This window comes from Pasteurella oralis (genome assembly GCF_002850605.1).
GTDB classification, from domain to species: Bacteria; Pseudomonadota; Gammaproteobacteria; order Enterobacterales; family Pasteurellaceae; genus Pasteurella; species Pasteurella oralis.
On sequence record NZ_NXGB01000008.1, the window covers coordinates 91296 to 106060 of the forward strand.

A 14765-nucleotide genomic window follows, 5' to 3' on the forward strand; every position below is an offset into this window, starting at 1 on the left:
ATTTCATGAATATTTTTCTCACACAAAAAGACGACATGGGTAATTCAAAGCTGTTTTTATTACATCAAGTCTTAACTACAGCCGCCAATCAGCAAGGGCATCAAATCAGCGAATTAGCTGACGCGGAAATTGTTATTGCCTTTACAGATCAGTGCCTAAACCAACCTGAATTTGCTGGTAAAAAGATTTTTGTTGTTGATGCTGAACAAGCATTTAATGCACCTGAAAAGACGATTCAACAAGCTATTACAGATGCGCTCACTTATTTCAACAACAGAAAGTGCGGCCGATTTTGCACATCTTTCCACACCTCAAATTAACTACATCGTTGCAGTCACAGCTTGCCCAACTGGCGTAACCCAAACATTTATGTCTGCTGAAGCAATTATGAATTATGCAAAGGCACAGGGCTGGCAAGTCAAAGTTGAAACACAAGGTCAAATTGGTACAAAAGAAATTCTGAACGATGAAGACATTGCCGCAGCAGATCTCGTCTTTGTTGCTAGTGATATTGATATTGATTTATCAAAATTTGTAGGTAAGTTGTTATATCGCACATCGACTCGTGCAGTACTCAACAATGTGGAGGGTGAATTTAGTCAGGCACTTAAACAAGCAACTGTTTATCAAGTTGAACAAAGTGAAGAAGTCCCAACTATTACACCCGCACCACGTAATTATGCTAATGATTTCGAGCATTGTGAAGGCAGTAAAAAAATCGTCGCAGTTACCGCTTGTCCAACTGGCGTAACACAAACTTTTATGTCGGCTGAAGCAATTATGAACTACGCGAAAGCACAAAACTGGTGCGTTAAAGTAGAAACGCACGGACAAATGGGGTCTGATAATCTCATTAGCGCCGACGAAGTTGCCGATGCGGATTTAGTGTTTATTGCCGCCGATATTGATGTTGATTTAACTAAATTTGCAGGCAAACTTATCTACCGTACCTCAACACGTGCTGCGTTAAAAGATACGGCACAAGAATTTACTAAAGCGTTTGAACAAGCCATTATCTACAAGCTTGAACAGCCTAAAGAGGAGATTATCATTCCGCCATTGCGTAATTTTGCAAATGACTTCGCGACTTGTGAAGGCAGTAAAAAAATTGTAGCAGTCACAGCTTGCCCAACTGGTGTTACCCAAACGTTCATGTCTGCTGAAGCAATTATGAATTATGCCAAGGCGCAGGGTTGGTGTGTTAAAGTGGAAACGCATGGACAAATGGGCGCAGATAATCTGATTAGTGCAGAAGAAGTTGCCGCCGCGGATTTAGTTTTTGTTGCAACCGATATTGATATCGATCTGGCTAAATTTAAAGGTAAGCCACTCTATCGTACCTCGACCAGTGCCGCACTAAAAAATACCGCACAAGAATTTGAAAACGCTTTTGCACAAACCACGCATACGGATGTACACACTACTGAAAAATGTACACAGCAAGTGTCAACGGCGACCAGTGAATGTTGCCAATTTAAATGTAAAGGCGCTTATTTCTTGCCATTCATTGTGATTGGACTCATCATCGCTGCGTTTGTCTACTTTATGGCTTAACTTAAAAAATGCATAATAACGACCGCACTTAAAAAGTGCGGTCACTTTTTATCAAATTTAGCAACAATACACCATTAAGCTACGTCATAAGTCATTAGTGCATTAGTATTATCCATCGCTAAATTCATGTAGCGCTCATATTGTTTCAATACATCCGCAATCAACTCATCTTTAGTCATGTATTGCACATCATAGCCCTCTCGTCCATCAATAAAGTAAGTAATAGGCTCATAAGAACGCTGTGAATCAATATTGGGTAACGCATCATCTTCTACGACTAAAGTCGATAACTCACGAGATTTACAATCAATACCATATAAGAAATTACGTACGTTTTCTTTCATGACGACAAATTCAATTTTCGGATTTTTACCCGTAATAATATCCGTTTGTGCAGTTAATCCATGCTTTTCAAATTCAGTGACTAATTCATTAAATGCAGGTTGAGCAATATCTTGAATAAAGTGTTTTACATCTGCACGCTTAGATTGCACAAGAATCTTTTCTAAGCGATTTTTCCAATGTTTCCCACTCCAATTATCACTTCCCTGTGAAAATGCTTTGCTAAAATATTGGTTATCCACCATCAATCCTTTCCATAAACCAAAACAAAGTAACAGCATAATCATCGTAAATGGCAATGCAATAACTAATGTCATAGTTTGCAGGGCAGATAAACCATCAGAACGTAATAATGCGATAGCTAAAACTGCCAATAATAATGCCCAAAATACACTTTGCCATTTCACACTTTTTTCTTCGCCCTGTGAAGCAATGCTATTAATCACATAAATTCCCGAATCAGCAGAAGTAATAAAAAACAGAGCAATGATCGTGATTGCAATGAAAGAAGCCATATTGCCGAAAGGTAATTGTTCAAAAAAGCCAAATAATAATGCTTCTGTATCGTTTGCAAGTGCGGTCAAATTACCTGCAGTTTCAACATCTAGCCAAATTGCAGTATTACCAAAAGTTGTCATCCATAATGCATTAAATAGCGATGGAATAAATAACACACCTAAAATAAATTCACGAATAGTACGCCCTTTTGAGATCTTAGCGATAAATAACCCGACAAATGGCGCCCAAGATACCCACCATGCCCAATACAATACTGTCCAGCCACTAAACCAGCCTTGATGTTCTGGCTCATAAGCAAAAGTACGAAAACTTAAAGAAACTAAGTTACTTAAATAATAACCTAAATTTTCAGTAAAACTGGTGAATAAAAGTAATGTTGGTCCAACTATAATCACAAACAACATCAATGCTAACGCCAAAAATAAATTTACTTCACTTAATCGGCGTACTCCTTTTGCTACCCCTGTAATCGCTGAAATTGTCGCCAAACACATCACAATGACGATTAATACTGCAAGCGTAGAAAAGCTGCGTGATTCAATCCACCCCAAACTACTCAAGCCTGCATCTAATTGCATTGCCCCGTAACCCAATGTCGTCGTAATACCAAAAATAGTACTACACAATGCACAAATATCTATCACGTGCCCCCAGAATCCCGAAATTTTATGCTTTAATAACGGATAAAAACCAGAACGAATCGTCAAAGGTAGCTTATAACGAAATCCAAAATAAGCGAGTGTCAATCCAATTACAGCATAAATCGCCCAAGCATGAATTCCCCAGTGGTAGAAAGTCATTAACATTGCTTCTTTTACTTGCTCAGTAGGCGTAAGCTGTTGATGCAGCGGACTTACATAGTGCAACATGGGTTCTGCTACTCCAAAATACATTAAACCAATACCCATTCCTGCCGCGAATAGCATTGCTATCCAAGAAAGGAATGGATACTCTGGTGCTTCATTATCCGCCCCCAAGCGAATATCGCCTAACCGACTTGAACAAAGTAAAATCAAAAATAAGATAAAAATAGACACTGCCAACACATAGAACCAACTAAAATGAGTAAAAATTTGTTGTTTGGCAATGATCAGTATCTCTTGAGCGTGGACAGGAAAAAAAGAACAATAAATTGTGACAAAAGCGATAAAAAGAATACTGGGTAAGAAAATGGGTGCTTTTAGCGTGCTATTCGCACGTAATTGCTTTAAAAACGTCAAAACGCCTCCTTAGTTTTCGATGATTTTGATATAACCTAATTGTTATACAGAACTTCCGCTTGCTCACGGAAATAATGAGGAAAAACCCAATTAAATTGAATTTTCAGTACGCAGAATATGTTGGTTAATGATTATCATATCCCAGTTAATATAGCAAAAAATTATCAAAATCGCAAAATTATGCCTTTTTAATATATTAACAAGTGGAGTGAACATTGTTTATTTTGTAATAGATCCTTGATATATTTAATCCGTTTCAATTTTACAAGGATATAAAATGACACAATATAACAAATTGCGAATTGAATGGGATTGTCGGCGCGGCATGTTAGAGCTCGATAACGTGATTATGCCATTCTATCAGCAACATTTTGATCAATTGTCAGATACACAAAAAGACCAATTCATTCGCTTGCTTGCTTGTTCTGACTTACAGCTATTTTCTTGGTTTTTTAATCGTGGACAAGCAAGTGATCCCGAATTACAACACCTAGTTGATTATATTCAAGATACTTTGAAATTAGCTGATTAATCACAATATTTGGTCTTTACAAAAAAGATTGAACTTTTTAAATTTAGCACCGTCTAACTGATTGCAAGAGCTTGCTGTCTTTGAATATTAAGGCTTGTTAGAGGTGATATAAGAGGTTATATGGCTGAACAGCTAACAGATCAGGCTTTGGTAGAAAGAGTACAGCAAGGAGATAAGAAAGCCTTTAATTTATTGGTTTCACGTTATCAAAATAAGGTAGCTGGTTTGCTGACTCGTTATGTGTCACCAAACGATATCCCCGATGTCGTACAAGAATCATTTATTAAAGCATATCGTTCAATTGATTCTTTTCGTGGTGACAGTGCTTTCTACACTTGGCTATACAGAATTGCCGTCAATACGGCAAAAAATTACTTAACTGCACAAGGACGCCGCCCGCCAAACGAAGATATTTTAGCGGAAGAAGCGGAAAGCTATGATGTAGGAAGTAATTTACGGGATGTGGATACCCCCGAACATGAAATGTTATCTAACGAATTAAAGAAAATTGTGTTTGATACGATCAATGGTTTACAAGAAGACTTAAGAACAGCAATCACGTTACGAGAAATTGAAGGATTAAGTTATGAAGAAATTGCTGAAATTATGGATTGCCCAGTAGGTACTGTACGTTCTCGAATTTTCCGTGCACGCGAAATTATCGAAAGTAAAGTACAACCTATGTTAGAACGTTAAAAACACAACAAATACAGAAAACCAAACGAAAGTTGGAGTATCAACATGCAAAAAGAGTTACTTTCAGCCTATATTGATGGTGAACAAGTCAGTGCTGAATTGACAGAAAAATTATGCCAAGATGCTGAATTACAAAAATCTTGGGCAAATTTTCATACAATTCGTACTGTCATGCGTCAAGAAACTGAAGTGCTGTTGGGTGCAGATTTCACAGCAAAAATGGAGATGCTCATTGAGCAAGAGGAAATCCGAGTGGCTCAACCAGCAGCTTCTCAGCCTCTACCACAAGAAGTTGCTAAACTACCATTTATGCAGAAATTTAAAGGCTTATTTGCCCCATTGGCACAAGTTGCAGTCGCTGCAAGTGTTTGCTTAGTTGCTGTAGTTGGTACTCAATCTTTCCTTACTGCAAAAAATGAAGTGCAAAATAGTATTGATACACCGATTTTACAAACATTACCATTTAATAATGTTGTACAAGAAGTCAGTTACAATGCACCTAAAGATGCAGTAACTCCCGAGCAGTTAGAACAAAAAAATAAACGGATTGGTGCAATGTTGCAAAATTATGAAATCCAACGTCGTTTATACGCTGACTCACTCATCTTAAATCAACAAACTAATCAAAAGTAATGATTTCGCAAGTTAATATTCACCACCTTCATTGGTGGTGATTTTGTTTTATGGTGATGACTTATGTTAAAAACTTTTCAAAAATCAACCGCACTTCTCTTTGCTTTACTTTTGCCATTCACTGCTTTTGCCGAAACTCAACTCTCGGCAAAACAGTTATTATTAAAAATGCCAGAAGCACGCGAAAAATTGAGTTATGAAATAGCATTTGTAAAAACAACGCCGGTGAATATGAATTCCTTACGCTATCGTCACCTTCATCTGGACGGTAAATCCTATGCTCAATTAGTTTCTCTTGATGGAGTACAGCAAGAAATTGTCCAACGTGATAACTTAGTTAGCTATTTTCAGCCTAATTTCCAACCTTTCACTATCCATAGTACACACATTATTGACAGCCTACCTGCTATCATGCGTGCTGATTTTAATCGCTTAGAAAAATATTATGATTTCGTCAATATTGGCCGCAATCGTGTCGCTGATCGTATTGTACAAACTATCCGTATTTTGCCGAAAGATGATTTCCGCTATCAATACGTTGCTTTTATTGATGAAGAAAATTATCTTTTATTACAAAGTGATATACTAGATCGTGATGGTAATTTACTTGATCAATTCCGTGTAGTAAATCTATATGTTGGTGATGGCTTACAAGGATTAGCTCAGTATTTAGACAATATTGTTTTCCCACCTCTACTCATTGATAAAAAAGAAGAAAACACACCACACTTTAACTGGCAGGTCAGCTGGTTACCACAGGGTTTCGTTAAAATCAATGAAAGTGTTGGATTAGAAGAAGATAATCAAATTGAAAGCCAATTATACAGCGATGGACTCTTTTCTTTTACTTTATATGTTGCTGATCCTATTACAAAAATCAATTTAGACAACACATGGAAACAAGGAGCTTATACGATATACAGTGAAACAATTCATGGCAAAGAAGTGACATTTGTTGGCCAATTACCCATTTCCACTGCAAAACGCATCGTGCAAGATATCCAATTTAAAAAATAGGTTTTAATCAATGCTAAAAGAAAGTGCTGTCGTTATCGAATACCAAGCAGGCATCGCCAAAGTAAAATGCCAATCACAAAGCGCTTGTGATGCCTGTGCAGCCCAAAATGCTTGTGGCGCTTCAGCACTTTCTGAATTAACGGGTGAACAAGGTGAACATATCTTCACAATTGAAACCATCACGCCACTTAAAGTAGGTCAACTTGTTGAAATTGGTTTAGCCGAACGTTCTCTGCTTCTCTCTGCATTACTACTCTATATTGTTCCTTTACTGACAATCTTGCTCAGTACATTTCTTGCAGAACAGCTCTTTCCGCACGAATTAATCAGTGCAATGTTTATTTTCATTTGTACCGCTCTTGCTTTCCTTGCTATCCGCTATTACAGCAAAAAGCTCAATCAAAAAGCAGCCTATAAACCTATCTTATTAAGAGTTTTGTGATCTGAACTAATCCCTTTATAATGCATAAAATTTTTGACAAAAGGATAACTATCTCATGCACTTAATGTTGGGCATTACAGGTTATAGCGGAAGTGGCAAAACGACTTTATTAGAAAAACTTCTTCCCCTGCTTACGGCACAAGGACTACGAGTTGCCGTAATTAAACATAGCCACCATAATGCACAAGTTGATAAAGAAGGCAAAGACAGTTGGCGCATGAAAGAGGCTGGCGCAAGCCAGGTTATCATAGCATGTGACAATCGCTGGGCACTCATGACCGAAACCCCTAAACAGCCTGTTGATCTTCATTATTTAGCACAACAATTTGATCCTAACTTAACTGATTTAGTGCTTGTTGAAGGGTTCAAACAAGAACCTATTGCCAAAATTTTGTTACATCGCCAAACAATGAGCAAACCGCTACCAGCGCAGGACAATGATGTGATCGCTTTAGCAACAGATTATGATTTAAACTCGGAAAAACCACTTTTAGATATCAATAATATTAACCAAATCAGCACATTCATCTTACATTGGTATCAACAAAAGTGCGGTTCAAAATAGGAAAATTTTATGACAGAACGTGAAAGTTATCGAGGGTTAGCTTGGATTGCTGCCATTGCACTTTTTATGCAAACCCTTGATGCAACGATTCTTAATACCGCACTACCCGCTATCTCACGCGATCTCAACGAATCGCCTCTAGAAATGCAGCTTGCTATCATCAGCTATGCATTGACTGTTGCCTTATTTATTCCACTAAGTGGTTGGCTTGCTGATAAGTATGGTACGTTAAAAATCTTTCGTCTTGCAGTCAGTATTTTTGTGTTTGGCTCAATTACTTGTGCAATATCAAATACCTTAGATACTCTCGTGCTTTCACGTGTTTTACAAGGTGTTGGCGGCGCATTAATGATGCCTGTCGCACGTTTAGCAATTATCCGAACAGTCCCCAAACAACATTTATTATCTGTTTGGAATCTAATGGCAATGTCAGGCTTACTAGGTCCAATCTTAGGACCTATTTTAGGCGGTTGGCTAGTCACTTACACCACTTGGCATTGGATTTTTTTAATCAATATCCCAATTGGCACAATTGGCGTTATCATCGCAGGAAACTATATGCCAAATGCCACATCTCCAGTAAATAAACTTGATTGGATCGGTTTTTTCCTTTTTGCAGGTGGGCTTGTTGGCTTAACTCTCGGTTTAGATTTAATCGCAGAAAAAACCAGTCATAAAGTTAATGCATTAAGCATCCTAACTAGTGGTGTCATACTCTTAGTGGCATACTATTTCCATGCAAAAAAATCGAAAAATTCGTTGTTGCCATTATCTTTGTTTCAAATCCGTACATTTAGTATTGGTATTTTAGCCAATTTATTCATCCGTTTATGTGGTTCAGGCATCCCGTTCTTATTACCACTCATGTTACAAATTGTGTTTAATTACAGTGCTGAGTTATCAGGTTGGCTACTAGCACCTATCGCCATTAGCTCTGTATTAATGAAACCTTTAATTAGCCGCATCCTTGCCTTGTTAGGTTACAAAAAAACCCTTATTTTTACCGCATTTCTACTTACTTTATCCATTGCATCAATGGCATTTGTCACAGTAGAAACACCGACTTGGTTATTAATTGCTGCGCTGGCTTGGTATGGTAGCTGTATGTCAGTGATTTTCACTGCCACAAATACTCTTGCAGTCAGTGAGCTCTCTGAACAAAATGCCAGCGCAGGCTCAACGATTCTCAGTGTTGCTCAACAAATGGGAATTGGGATTGGTATCGCAGTTTGTTCGGTCATTTTAGGGATATATCGTGACAATATTGGTGAAATCGGCAACCAATTACAGCAATCTTTTAGTTGCACTTTTTTAAGTGTTGCACTGTTTGGCATCTTACTGATTTGGATTTTAAGCTACTTAAAAGCAAAAGACGGTGCAAGTTTACAACAAAAATAGCACTATTCTGTTAAAAGCTACTAAGCAAGCAGATTTTCAAGCTGTCATAAAGCATTTTATTAATGAAATTAATCTTCATCTTTCTATTAATTCTAAACTTTTATCTACCTTCACTAAAACTTCCTTAACGTACGTTATCAATGTATGTTAAAAATGCGACCAATTCTCAAAGCTCAAAACTTTTTCAAAACTGACCGCACTTTCTTGCTACGCTGTTTGATATTTACACTTCATCAAAACTTAACTCTTCTTGATAACCAACAACAGGCTCCTGACTACGAAAGGCTAACCATAGTACGAGCACATCTATCAGTACTGCTCTCGTTAAAGCAAAATGCAAACTTGTGTCTTCTTGGGCAAATAAAAAACAGAAATACACCTTATCACCCTGAATTTCAACTCCCCAAGAATTGGAAGAAATATCCCCTTGTTGTACCTCATCATCCCTCAAAATCGATAACACCCTATCCAAGAACGCAAAGTAATTGGGTCCACCCATCGGGTCATTTAAATAGCCTGTTAAAGGATGAAGCTGATGGTTTTCTTTCCAAAAACAAACCGGTATCACTTGTGATTTATGTTCAATATAGGAAAACACTAATTGCATAACTTACTCCTGTCTGCTACTTGGAAAAGCAGTAAGTTCTGGATAAGTGTATCCTTCAATTCTCACACCTGAATTGGATATCCCCGCCCACATCCCTTCCATTTGACGTACCACATCTAAATCATCCACTTGGTTTGAATAGGCTGAATCAATCTCAACCAATATCCTATCTGCTGTCCACGTAGCAGGAAACATCAGCATTTCGCCATTGTTGTTGGTTTTAGCAATATATTGATTTGTGTCGTTATCCCATACAGAAATCTGAGCAATATATACACCATTTTTATACGTCTGTAATACTCGGTTCACCCGGATATTGCCTAAGGTGGAATGCCCACCGACAATCACGGTCATAAGTATGCTTCCTTCGTGTCGATAATTTCTTGGTAATCCATATCAGTAATGGGTCTTTGGTAAAAAGCGAGCCATTTTTCTAGCAAATATGCCAATTCTTTACGGGGGATTAAACGGGCATCGGTATCTCGCTCATCAACATCATCAGGGATATCCTCTTCCTCCATATCATCTAACAGATAAAAACCCACTTTTACTTGATCATGATCTATCAATGCTTCAAATGCTTGTGAATCAATCCAATCCCGAGTAATCGTTGGATCTCGAAGCATATCTAATACCTTACTTATCCAACTTAAACGTTCCAATGTACCAATGTAGTCAGTAATCACCCCATCATTTTCCCGATTATTACTTTCATAAACACTGCAAGCTTTATATGGACAATTATTATATGTGCCATAACTAAAAAGAACTTTCATTTTTATTATCTCCATCACTTTATTACTGGATAAACTGTTGAAACATTACCACTTTTATCAAAATGCCATATTACTTCAACGCCTGATTTTGTTGTCCCCTTCCACTTATTGTCAGCTTTTTCAACTCTCCCTCCATTTTTAAATGCATGCTCCAACTCAACTTTCAATCTATCAGCTGTCCATGTTCTTGGAAACATTGTGGATACACCTTCATTTCCCTTTTTCTCCAAAAATTTCGGTGCAATAGGATCAGTTTTGGCTTTCGGGTTAGGAATTAGCACCCTCGCTTCATAAACCCCATTTGGGTATTCTTTTATAACCTTATCCACAATGACATTGCCTAAAGTAGTATGTCCACCTACAAATAAGTTACCTTTTCCTTCACCATTAATAATGTGTTTAAGCCATACTTTATCTTTTATCGGCAAGTTTATGCTAGATGCAACTTGACTGGCTTCTTTATTTAATCTTTGCTCTTTTAAATAAAACCCTGCCTCACGTTGAGAAATCCGTTCATTCAGATGCGGGTTCCAACTTGGATTATTTTTTCCAAGTTTTTCTACATCTGAACTATCCTCTTTCTCTTTTGGAAGTGAATTGCCTTTCTTCGTCAATAACTTCTTACCAACGAATCCCGTCGCCACTACTGCTGCATCACCAGCTGAAAGCCCTTCTATCGCCTCTTTCAAATTAAAATTAACGTCCGAAAAATATCCCGCTAAAATTTGACTACTATCTCGACGATTTTCTCGTTCTTCTAACGTTAATTTCCCAGCTTGAACCTGCCTATCTAAATAAATTTCATTCAACAGTGCAACATGTTCACTATTCATTATCCCCGCAGGAGTCCAGAAAATAGCATTTTTTTGCAGAGGGTCTTGCTCAAAAAAGCCCGCATTTGGATTACTCTTACTCTCTCTTTGAGTATCTTGTATTCCTCTAAGCACACTTGCTGTCAAAGAACTGACTAAATTCAAATAATCATCATCTGATAATTGACCATTCTGGTAAAGTTGAACAATAATCTGACCTGAATCATCAACAGCCTGTCGATATGCCTGTATAACTTGATTTCTTTCCTCCTCTGTTTTCGCCTCAATAAATGCGGCTTGATATTTCTCAATATCTTCAACACCATTGTCTTTTAATTTTTTTAACAGTGCTTTTTCTTCTTGACTTAAATATTTTTCTGCATGTTTATTTAAAAGATAATTATTCTCCACTGCACGCTTACCTATTTCCCCACCTAGCGAAGCATTAGTGAGACTCGATACCGTCTTGTTACTTTGGTTCGTGCTTTGTGCCGTTAGCCCACCTGCGACCGCTGCCGTAATCGAACTTAATGCGGTTATCTGTGCCTTTTCCTCTGCCGTCAGTTGTTCTGCCCTGTCTTTGTTATACAACACCTTAGCTAACATCGGTGCTGCCAATTCCGCACTCGCCGCCGCTATCGCACCTGAACTCGGGTTGCCTTGATTCGCTGCCGCCTCTATCGCTCCCCAAATCGCATGAGCAAGGGTATTCGTGATAACCTCAGTTTCACCTTTGTCATTGGTGGTTGCCTGTTTAATCCATTGATTCACTTCTGGTGAAGCCAATTGGGTTGCTATCCCTGTTGCTGCTTGGTTAGCCAATATACCCGTAAATAATGTCGTCAACACCTCTGCTGTACGTTTATACTCTCCCCTATCTCTCCACTTCGCTTGCACTTTTTCTGCCGCTAAAAGTGCGGTCTGTTTTTGTGTGATTTCAGTCTGATTTCCTGTTTGCTTCGCTTGTGCTAACGCCTTTTCCGCCCGCTTAACCGCAAGCTCCGCCTCTTCTTGCTGATTACTCGTATAAGTCCCTACCGCCGATTTTATCTCAGATACCGCTTTCGCTATCTCTTTCTGCTCGGCTAAAAGCTGAGTGACATCTTTGGCTTTACTCACTTCACTCTGAGCTTGACTTAAATCCGTATTTATTCCTAACGCTTCGGCTGTCGTTTCTGTCGGTTGGCTATCTTTATTCAGCACAATTCGCCCTGCCGTTAAGGTCGCCTTCGTGACACTGCGCTCTTTGCCCTCATTGTGCATCGGTAAACCTGCGTTAAAACTCGCGCCTTTCGCTCCTGCTATAAATTCCGCATTCGCACTCCCCGCTGGCACGACTTGGTGTGTATCCGCATCACGATAATAATCCCTTCCTTTACCATAACCACCTGAAATCGATGCACTGCTGGCACTGTAACTCGATTCATTTTCAATATTTTCAAAACTGAATCTATTCGTCGTTAACTCACTCTCCGCTGGATTTGTCGAGGCTATCACTGCACCTCTTAAATGCACATTCTCTGCCGTCACATGATAACCACCTTCCTCCGCTATTATCCCTGACAACTCGCGGACTTGTTTATAGTTGCTTTTGCCTCGCTCTGCACTTAAATTACCATTGACACTCCAAGAATTACCGAAACTGATTTCAGCACTCAGTCCCGCTTGAGTACTTTGACTATCAAAACGGCTTTCATCTTGACGGCTTTCAATATGCAAATTACCACCTGCCTCAACATCAACTCGTTTACCTTGTACTCTCGTTCCCACTAAATTCATATCTTGGCTACTACGCAGAGTGACATGCTCACTGTCTAGCTGACTATTATGATAACTTAGGCTATCACCATTGGCTTTCTGATTATCACCACCTATCGTTGCATAGGCGCCCACACCAGATTGCGCACCAAATTGTGCAAACATGCCCACTTCAACACCGACATTCTGTCCTCTAGAACGTTCTTTCGTCCGACTTTCGCCTGCTTGAATATCAATTTGGCGACCAGTTAAGTTGAGCGTACTCCCTGCAATACGTTGTCCTTTATCATCACGACTTGTCAGTGTGGTATGCGTTAGACGAATGTTGCCCGTGCTATCAGAAGGGCTAGATGCCGTCTTATCACTCACTGCATGTAAGCGAAGATGTGCTGCATTTAATAAGTTACCTTGGCTAATACGCGTTTCTACTTCTTGTTTTTGACGGCTATGTGCCACACCCATTCCGGATTCCACCCGTAATAGATAAGCAGAGGAATAGCGCTGATTCGCCATTTTATTGATGTTGTCGTATAAGGAATATCCCTGCGCAGCTAAGCCCATTGCATTCGCTGCTTTCAGGCGGTCTGAGGCATCTTTATTTTTCACTAAGCGCTCTGCCGTTTGAATTATATCAATGATAGGGGATTTCACTCGGCTAAACTGCCCAATCTTCAAATCACTTTGACTTTGTTGATGTTGTTGCACATTATGAGTAGCATCGAAATACAGATTTTGTGCGGTGATATCTAGGGTATCTTTGGCAAGTAAGGTGCTACTGACTTGGCGATAATCTTGCCCTGCTTGAATCGTCACACTGTCATTTAAGCTCACCACTTGACTGCCTTGATGCGTTAAGGTATCCCCTTCTTGATTATGACGCTCACGATGATAACCAAAGAAACGCTCGGTTTCTGATGTGGCAAGTCATTTACTGTTTGAATATTTAGGATCTAAGTTAAATTTATAATTAGCGTTATCAAGATACTGATTGATTATATGAATATGGATTTCTCTTTTACATTTTCCTTCGCAACACTTATTTGCTCATTATCACATTTTTCAGATGCTTTATACCATGCTGTTTCAGTAACACAATTACAATCTAAAAATTTACAAGGATAACAACCTGTGAGTAGAAAAATTAATATCATCAGGACTATATTAGAATGCATTTTTATCATAACGATCTTTTTGTTTGTATTTATAGGATTCACTAATCGCGGAGCCAATGGATTATACCCGTCATATTTTCCCCAAATATACTCAAACTCTTTATATGACTTCTTATATAATATTGGATCAGGTACTTCCGCATAATAACTACTATACGAATAACAAATCCAACAAGCCCCGTGCTTTCATTAAAGCCCATTAAACCTAAATTCCATTTATTACCAATAGCATCTGCTTTATGCACATGAATATGATTTAAAGTAAAGCATCATTAAAATAAATATTAAAGTTTTTTAAAACCATTTCTTAAGAGACATTCCTCTTTAGTTGAAGCATTATTTTTATTTTCTAGCATACATCTATTAAAAATAATTTTTGCATCTTCACTATTACCTGGATAGGTATATACATATCCAGCTTTCGATAATGTCTGTTTTTCTTTCTCTATACAATTCATATTCCAATCTAAGAAGCAATCATTAGAAGGATTTAGAAAACCGCTACACCCAAATTGTAAGAATGTAAAAAACAACAGGGAAATTTTTTCAAAAAGCTTTGTCATTTAAAACACCTCCATCACTATTTGCAGGTCTAACCAACTTAGGTAATGAAGGATTAACAGGATTTTTGATATCCACTTCCCCCCACTTTTCTGCAAAATCTTTATATGCTGGATTTTCAATTACATTGCCGTGTGAATCAATCATTGTTTTATCAGGCA

Annotated in this window: 14 protein-coding genes and 4 pseudogenes; 11 read left to right on the forward strand and 7 right to left on the reverse strand. The window is 38.3% G+C overall.

Going from position 1 to position 14765, the window contains the following annotated elements; translation table 11 throughout:
• The first annotated feature begins 5 nt into the window (after positions 1 to 5).
• From C0975_RS11410 to C0975_RS11640, 4 genes and pseudogenes are all read left to right on the forward strand, one after another.
• Positions 6 to 320 (forward strand): hypothetical protein, encoded by a 315-nt coding sequence (locus tag C0975_RS11410; protein WP_167383058.1) that lies wholly within the window; start codon positions 6 to 8, stop codon positions 318 to 320.
• Between the two features lie 49 nt (positions 321 to 369).
• Positions 370 to 567: pseudogene (locus C0975_RS11750) on the forward strand (PTS fructose transporter subunit IIB); the annotation flags it as partial.
• A gap of 138 nt (positions 568 to 705) precedes the next feature.
• A pseudogene (locus tag C0975_RS11755) lies at positions 706 to 1023 on the forward strand (fructose PTS transporter subunit IIB); the annotation flags it as partial.
• Between the two features lie 72 nt (positions 1024 to 1095).
• Positions 1096 to 1398: pseudogene (locus C0975_RS11640) on the forward strand (PTS fructose transporter subunit IIB); the annotation flags it as partial.
• Between the two features lie 230 nt (positions 1399 to 1628).
• Here the strand turns inward: C0975_RS11640 and C0975_RS09880 are convergent.
• Complete coding sequence (locus C0975_RS09880) at positions 1629 to 3635, reverse strand: BCCT family transporter (RefSeq protein WP_101776224.1); 2007 nt, start codon at positions 3633 to 3635, stop codon at positions 1629 to 1631.
• A 277-nt stretch (positions 3636 to 3912) separates the two neighbouring features.
• On the opposite strand from C0975_RS09880, the gene C0975_RS09885 reads away from it, so the two are divergent.
• The 7 genes from C0975_RS09885 (at position 3913) to C0975_RS09915 (ending at position 8918) form a co-directional block, all read left to right on the forward strand.
• Positions 3913 to 4167 (forward strand): FAD assembly factor SdhE, encoded by a 255-nt coding sequence (locus tag C0975_RS09885; protein ID WP_101776225.1) that lies wholly within the window; start codon positions 3913 to 3915, stop codon positions 4165 to 4167.
• A 120-nt stretch (positions 4168 to 4287) separates the two neighbouring features.
• Positions 4288 to 4863, forward strand: coding sequence for an RNA polymerase sigma factor RpoE (gene rpoE / locus C0975_RS09890; protein ID WP_101776226.1), 576 nt, complete (start codon positions 4288 to 4290; stop codon positions 4861 to 4863).
• Between the two features lie 45 nt (positions 4864 to 4908).
• Complete coding sequence (locus C0975_RS09895; RefSeq protein ID WP_101776227.1) at positions 4909 to 5496, forward strand: sigma-E factor negative regulatory protein; 588 nt, start codon at positions 4909 to 4911, stop codon at positions 5494 to 5496.
• A gap of 63 nt (positions 5497 to 5559) precedes the next feature.
• Positions 5560 to 6513: a sigma-E factor regulatory protein RseB gene (gene rseB, locus C0975_RS09900; RefSeq protein WP_101776228.1), complete on the forward strand. Its 954-nt coding sequence runs from the start codon at positions 5560 to 5562 to the stop codon at positions 6511 to 6513.
• Positions 6514 to 6523: 10 nt separating this feature from the next.
• Positions 6524 to 6955: a SoxR reducing system RseC family protein gene (locus C0975_RS09905; protein ID WP_101776229.1), complete on the forward strand. Its 432-nt coding sequence runs from the start codon at positions 6524 to 6526 to the stop codon at positions 6953 to 6955.
• 55 nt (positions 6956 to 7010) lie between these two features.
• Positions 7011 to 7520 carry a molybdopterin-guanine dinucleotide biosynthesis protein MobB gene (gene mobB / locus C0975_RS09910; protein WP_101776230.1) on the forward strand — a complete coding sequence of 170 codons (510 nt, stop codon included), beginning with the start codon at positions 7011 to 7013 and terminating at the stop codon, positions 7518 to 7520.
• A gap of 9 nt (positions 7521 to 7529) precedes the next feature.
• A complete protein-coding gene (locus tag C0975_RS09915; protein WP_101776231.1) occupies positions 7530 to 8918 on the forward strand; it encodes a DHA2 family efflux MFS transporter permease subunit in 1389 nt (462 codons plus the stop codon).
• A gap of 223 nt (positions 8919 to 9141) precedes the next feature.
• Here the strand turns inward: C0975_RS09915 and C0975_RS09920 are convergent, their stop codons facing one another.
• The 6 genes and pseudogenes from C0975_RS09920 to C0975_RS09940 form a co-directional block, all read right to left on the reverse strand.
• Positions 9142 to 9525: a DUF5376 family protein gene (locus C0975_RS09920; protein ID WP_101776232.1), complete on the reverse strand. Its 384-nt coding sequence runs from the start codon at positions 9523 to 9525 to the stop codon at positions 9142 to 9144.
• A 3-nt stretch (positions 9526 to 9528) separates the two neighbouring features.
• Positions 9529 to 9879, reverse strand: coding sequence for an EndoU domain-containing protein (locus C0975_RS09925; RefSeq protein ID WP_101776233.1), 351 nt, complete (start codon positions 9877 to 9879; stop codon positions 9529 to 9531).
• Positions 9876 to 10301, reverse strand: a complete 426-nt coding sequence (locus C0975_RS09930) for a DUF5376 domain-containing protein (protein ID WP_101776234.1) — start codon at positions 10299 to 10301, stop codon at positions 9876 to 9878. Before C0975_RS09930 ends, C0975_RS09925 begins: the two co-directional genes overlap by 4 nt.
• 14 nt (positions 10302 to 10315) lie before the next feature.
• A complete protein-coding gene (locus C0975_RS11700; protein ID WP_281255525.1) occupies positions 10316 to 11134 on the reverse strand; it encodes an EndoU domain-containing protein in 819 nt (272 codons plus the stop codon).
• Between the two features lie 381 nt (positions 11135 to 11515).
• Positions 11516 to 13705 (reverse strand): annotated as a pseudogene (locus tag C0975_RS09935) (hemagglutinin repeat-containing protein); the annotation flags it as partial.
• Positions 13706 to 14327: 622 nt separating this feature from the next.
• A complete protein-coding gene (locus C0975_RS09940) occupies positions 14328 to 14606 on the reverse strand; it encodes a hypothetical protein (RefSeq protein ID WP_101776235.1) in 279 nt (92 codons plus the stop codon).
• Between the last annotated feature and the right edge of the window lie 159 nt (positions 14607 to 14765).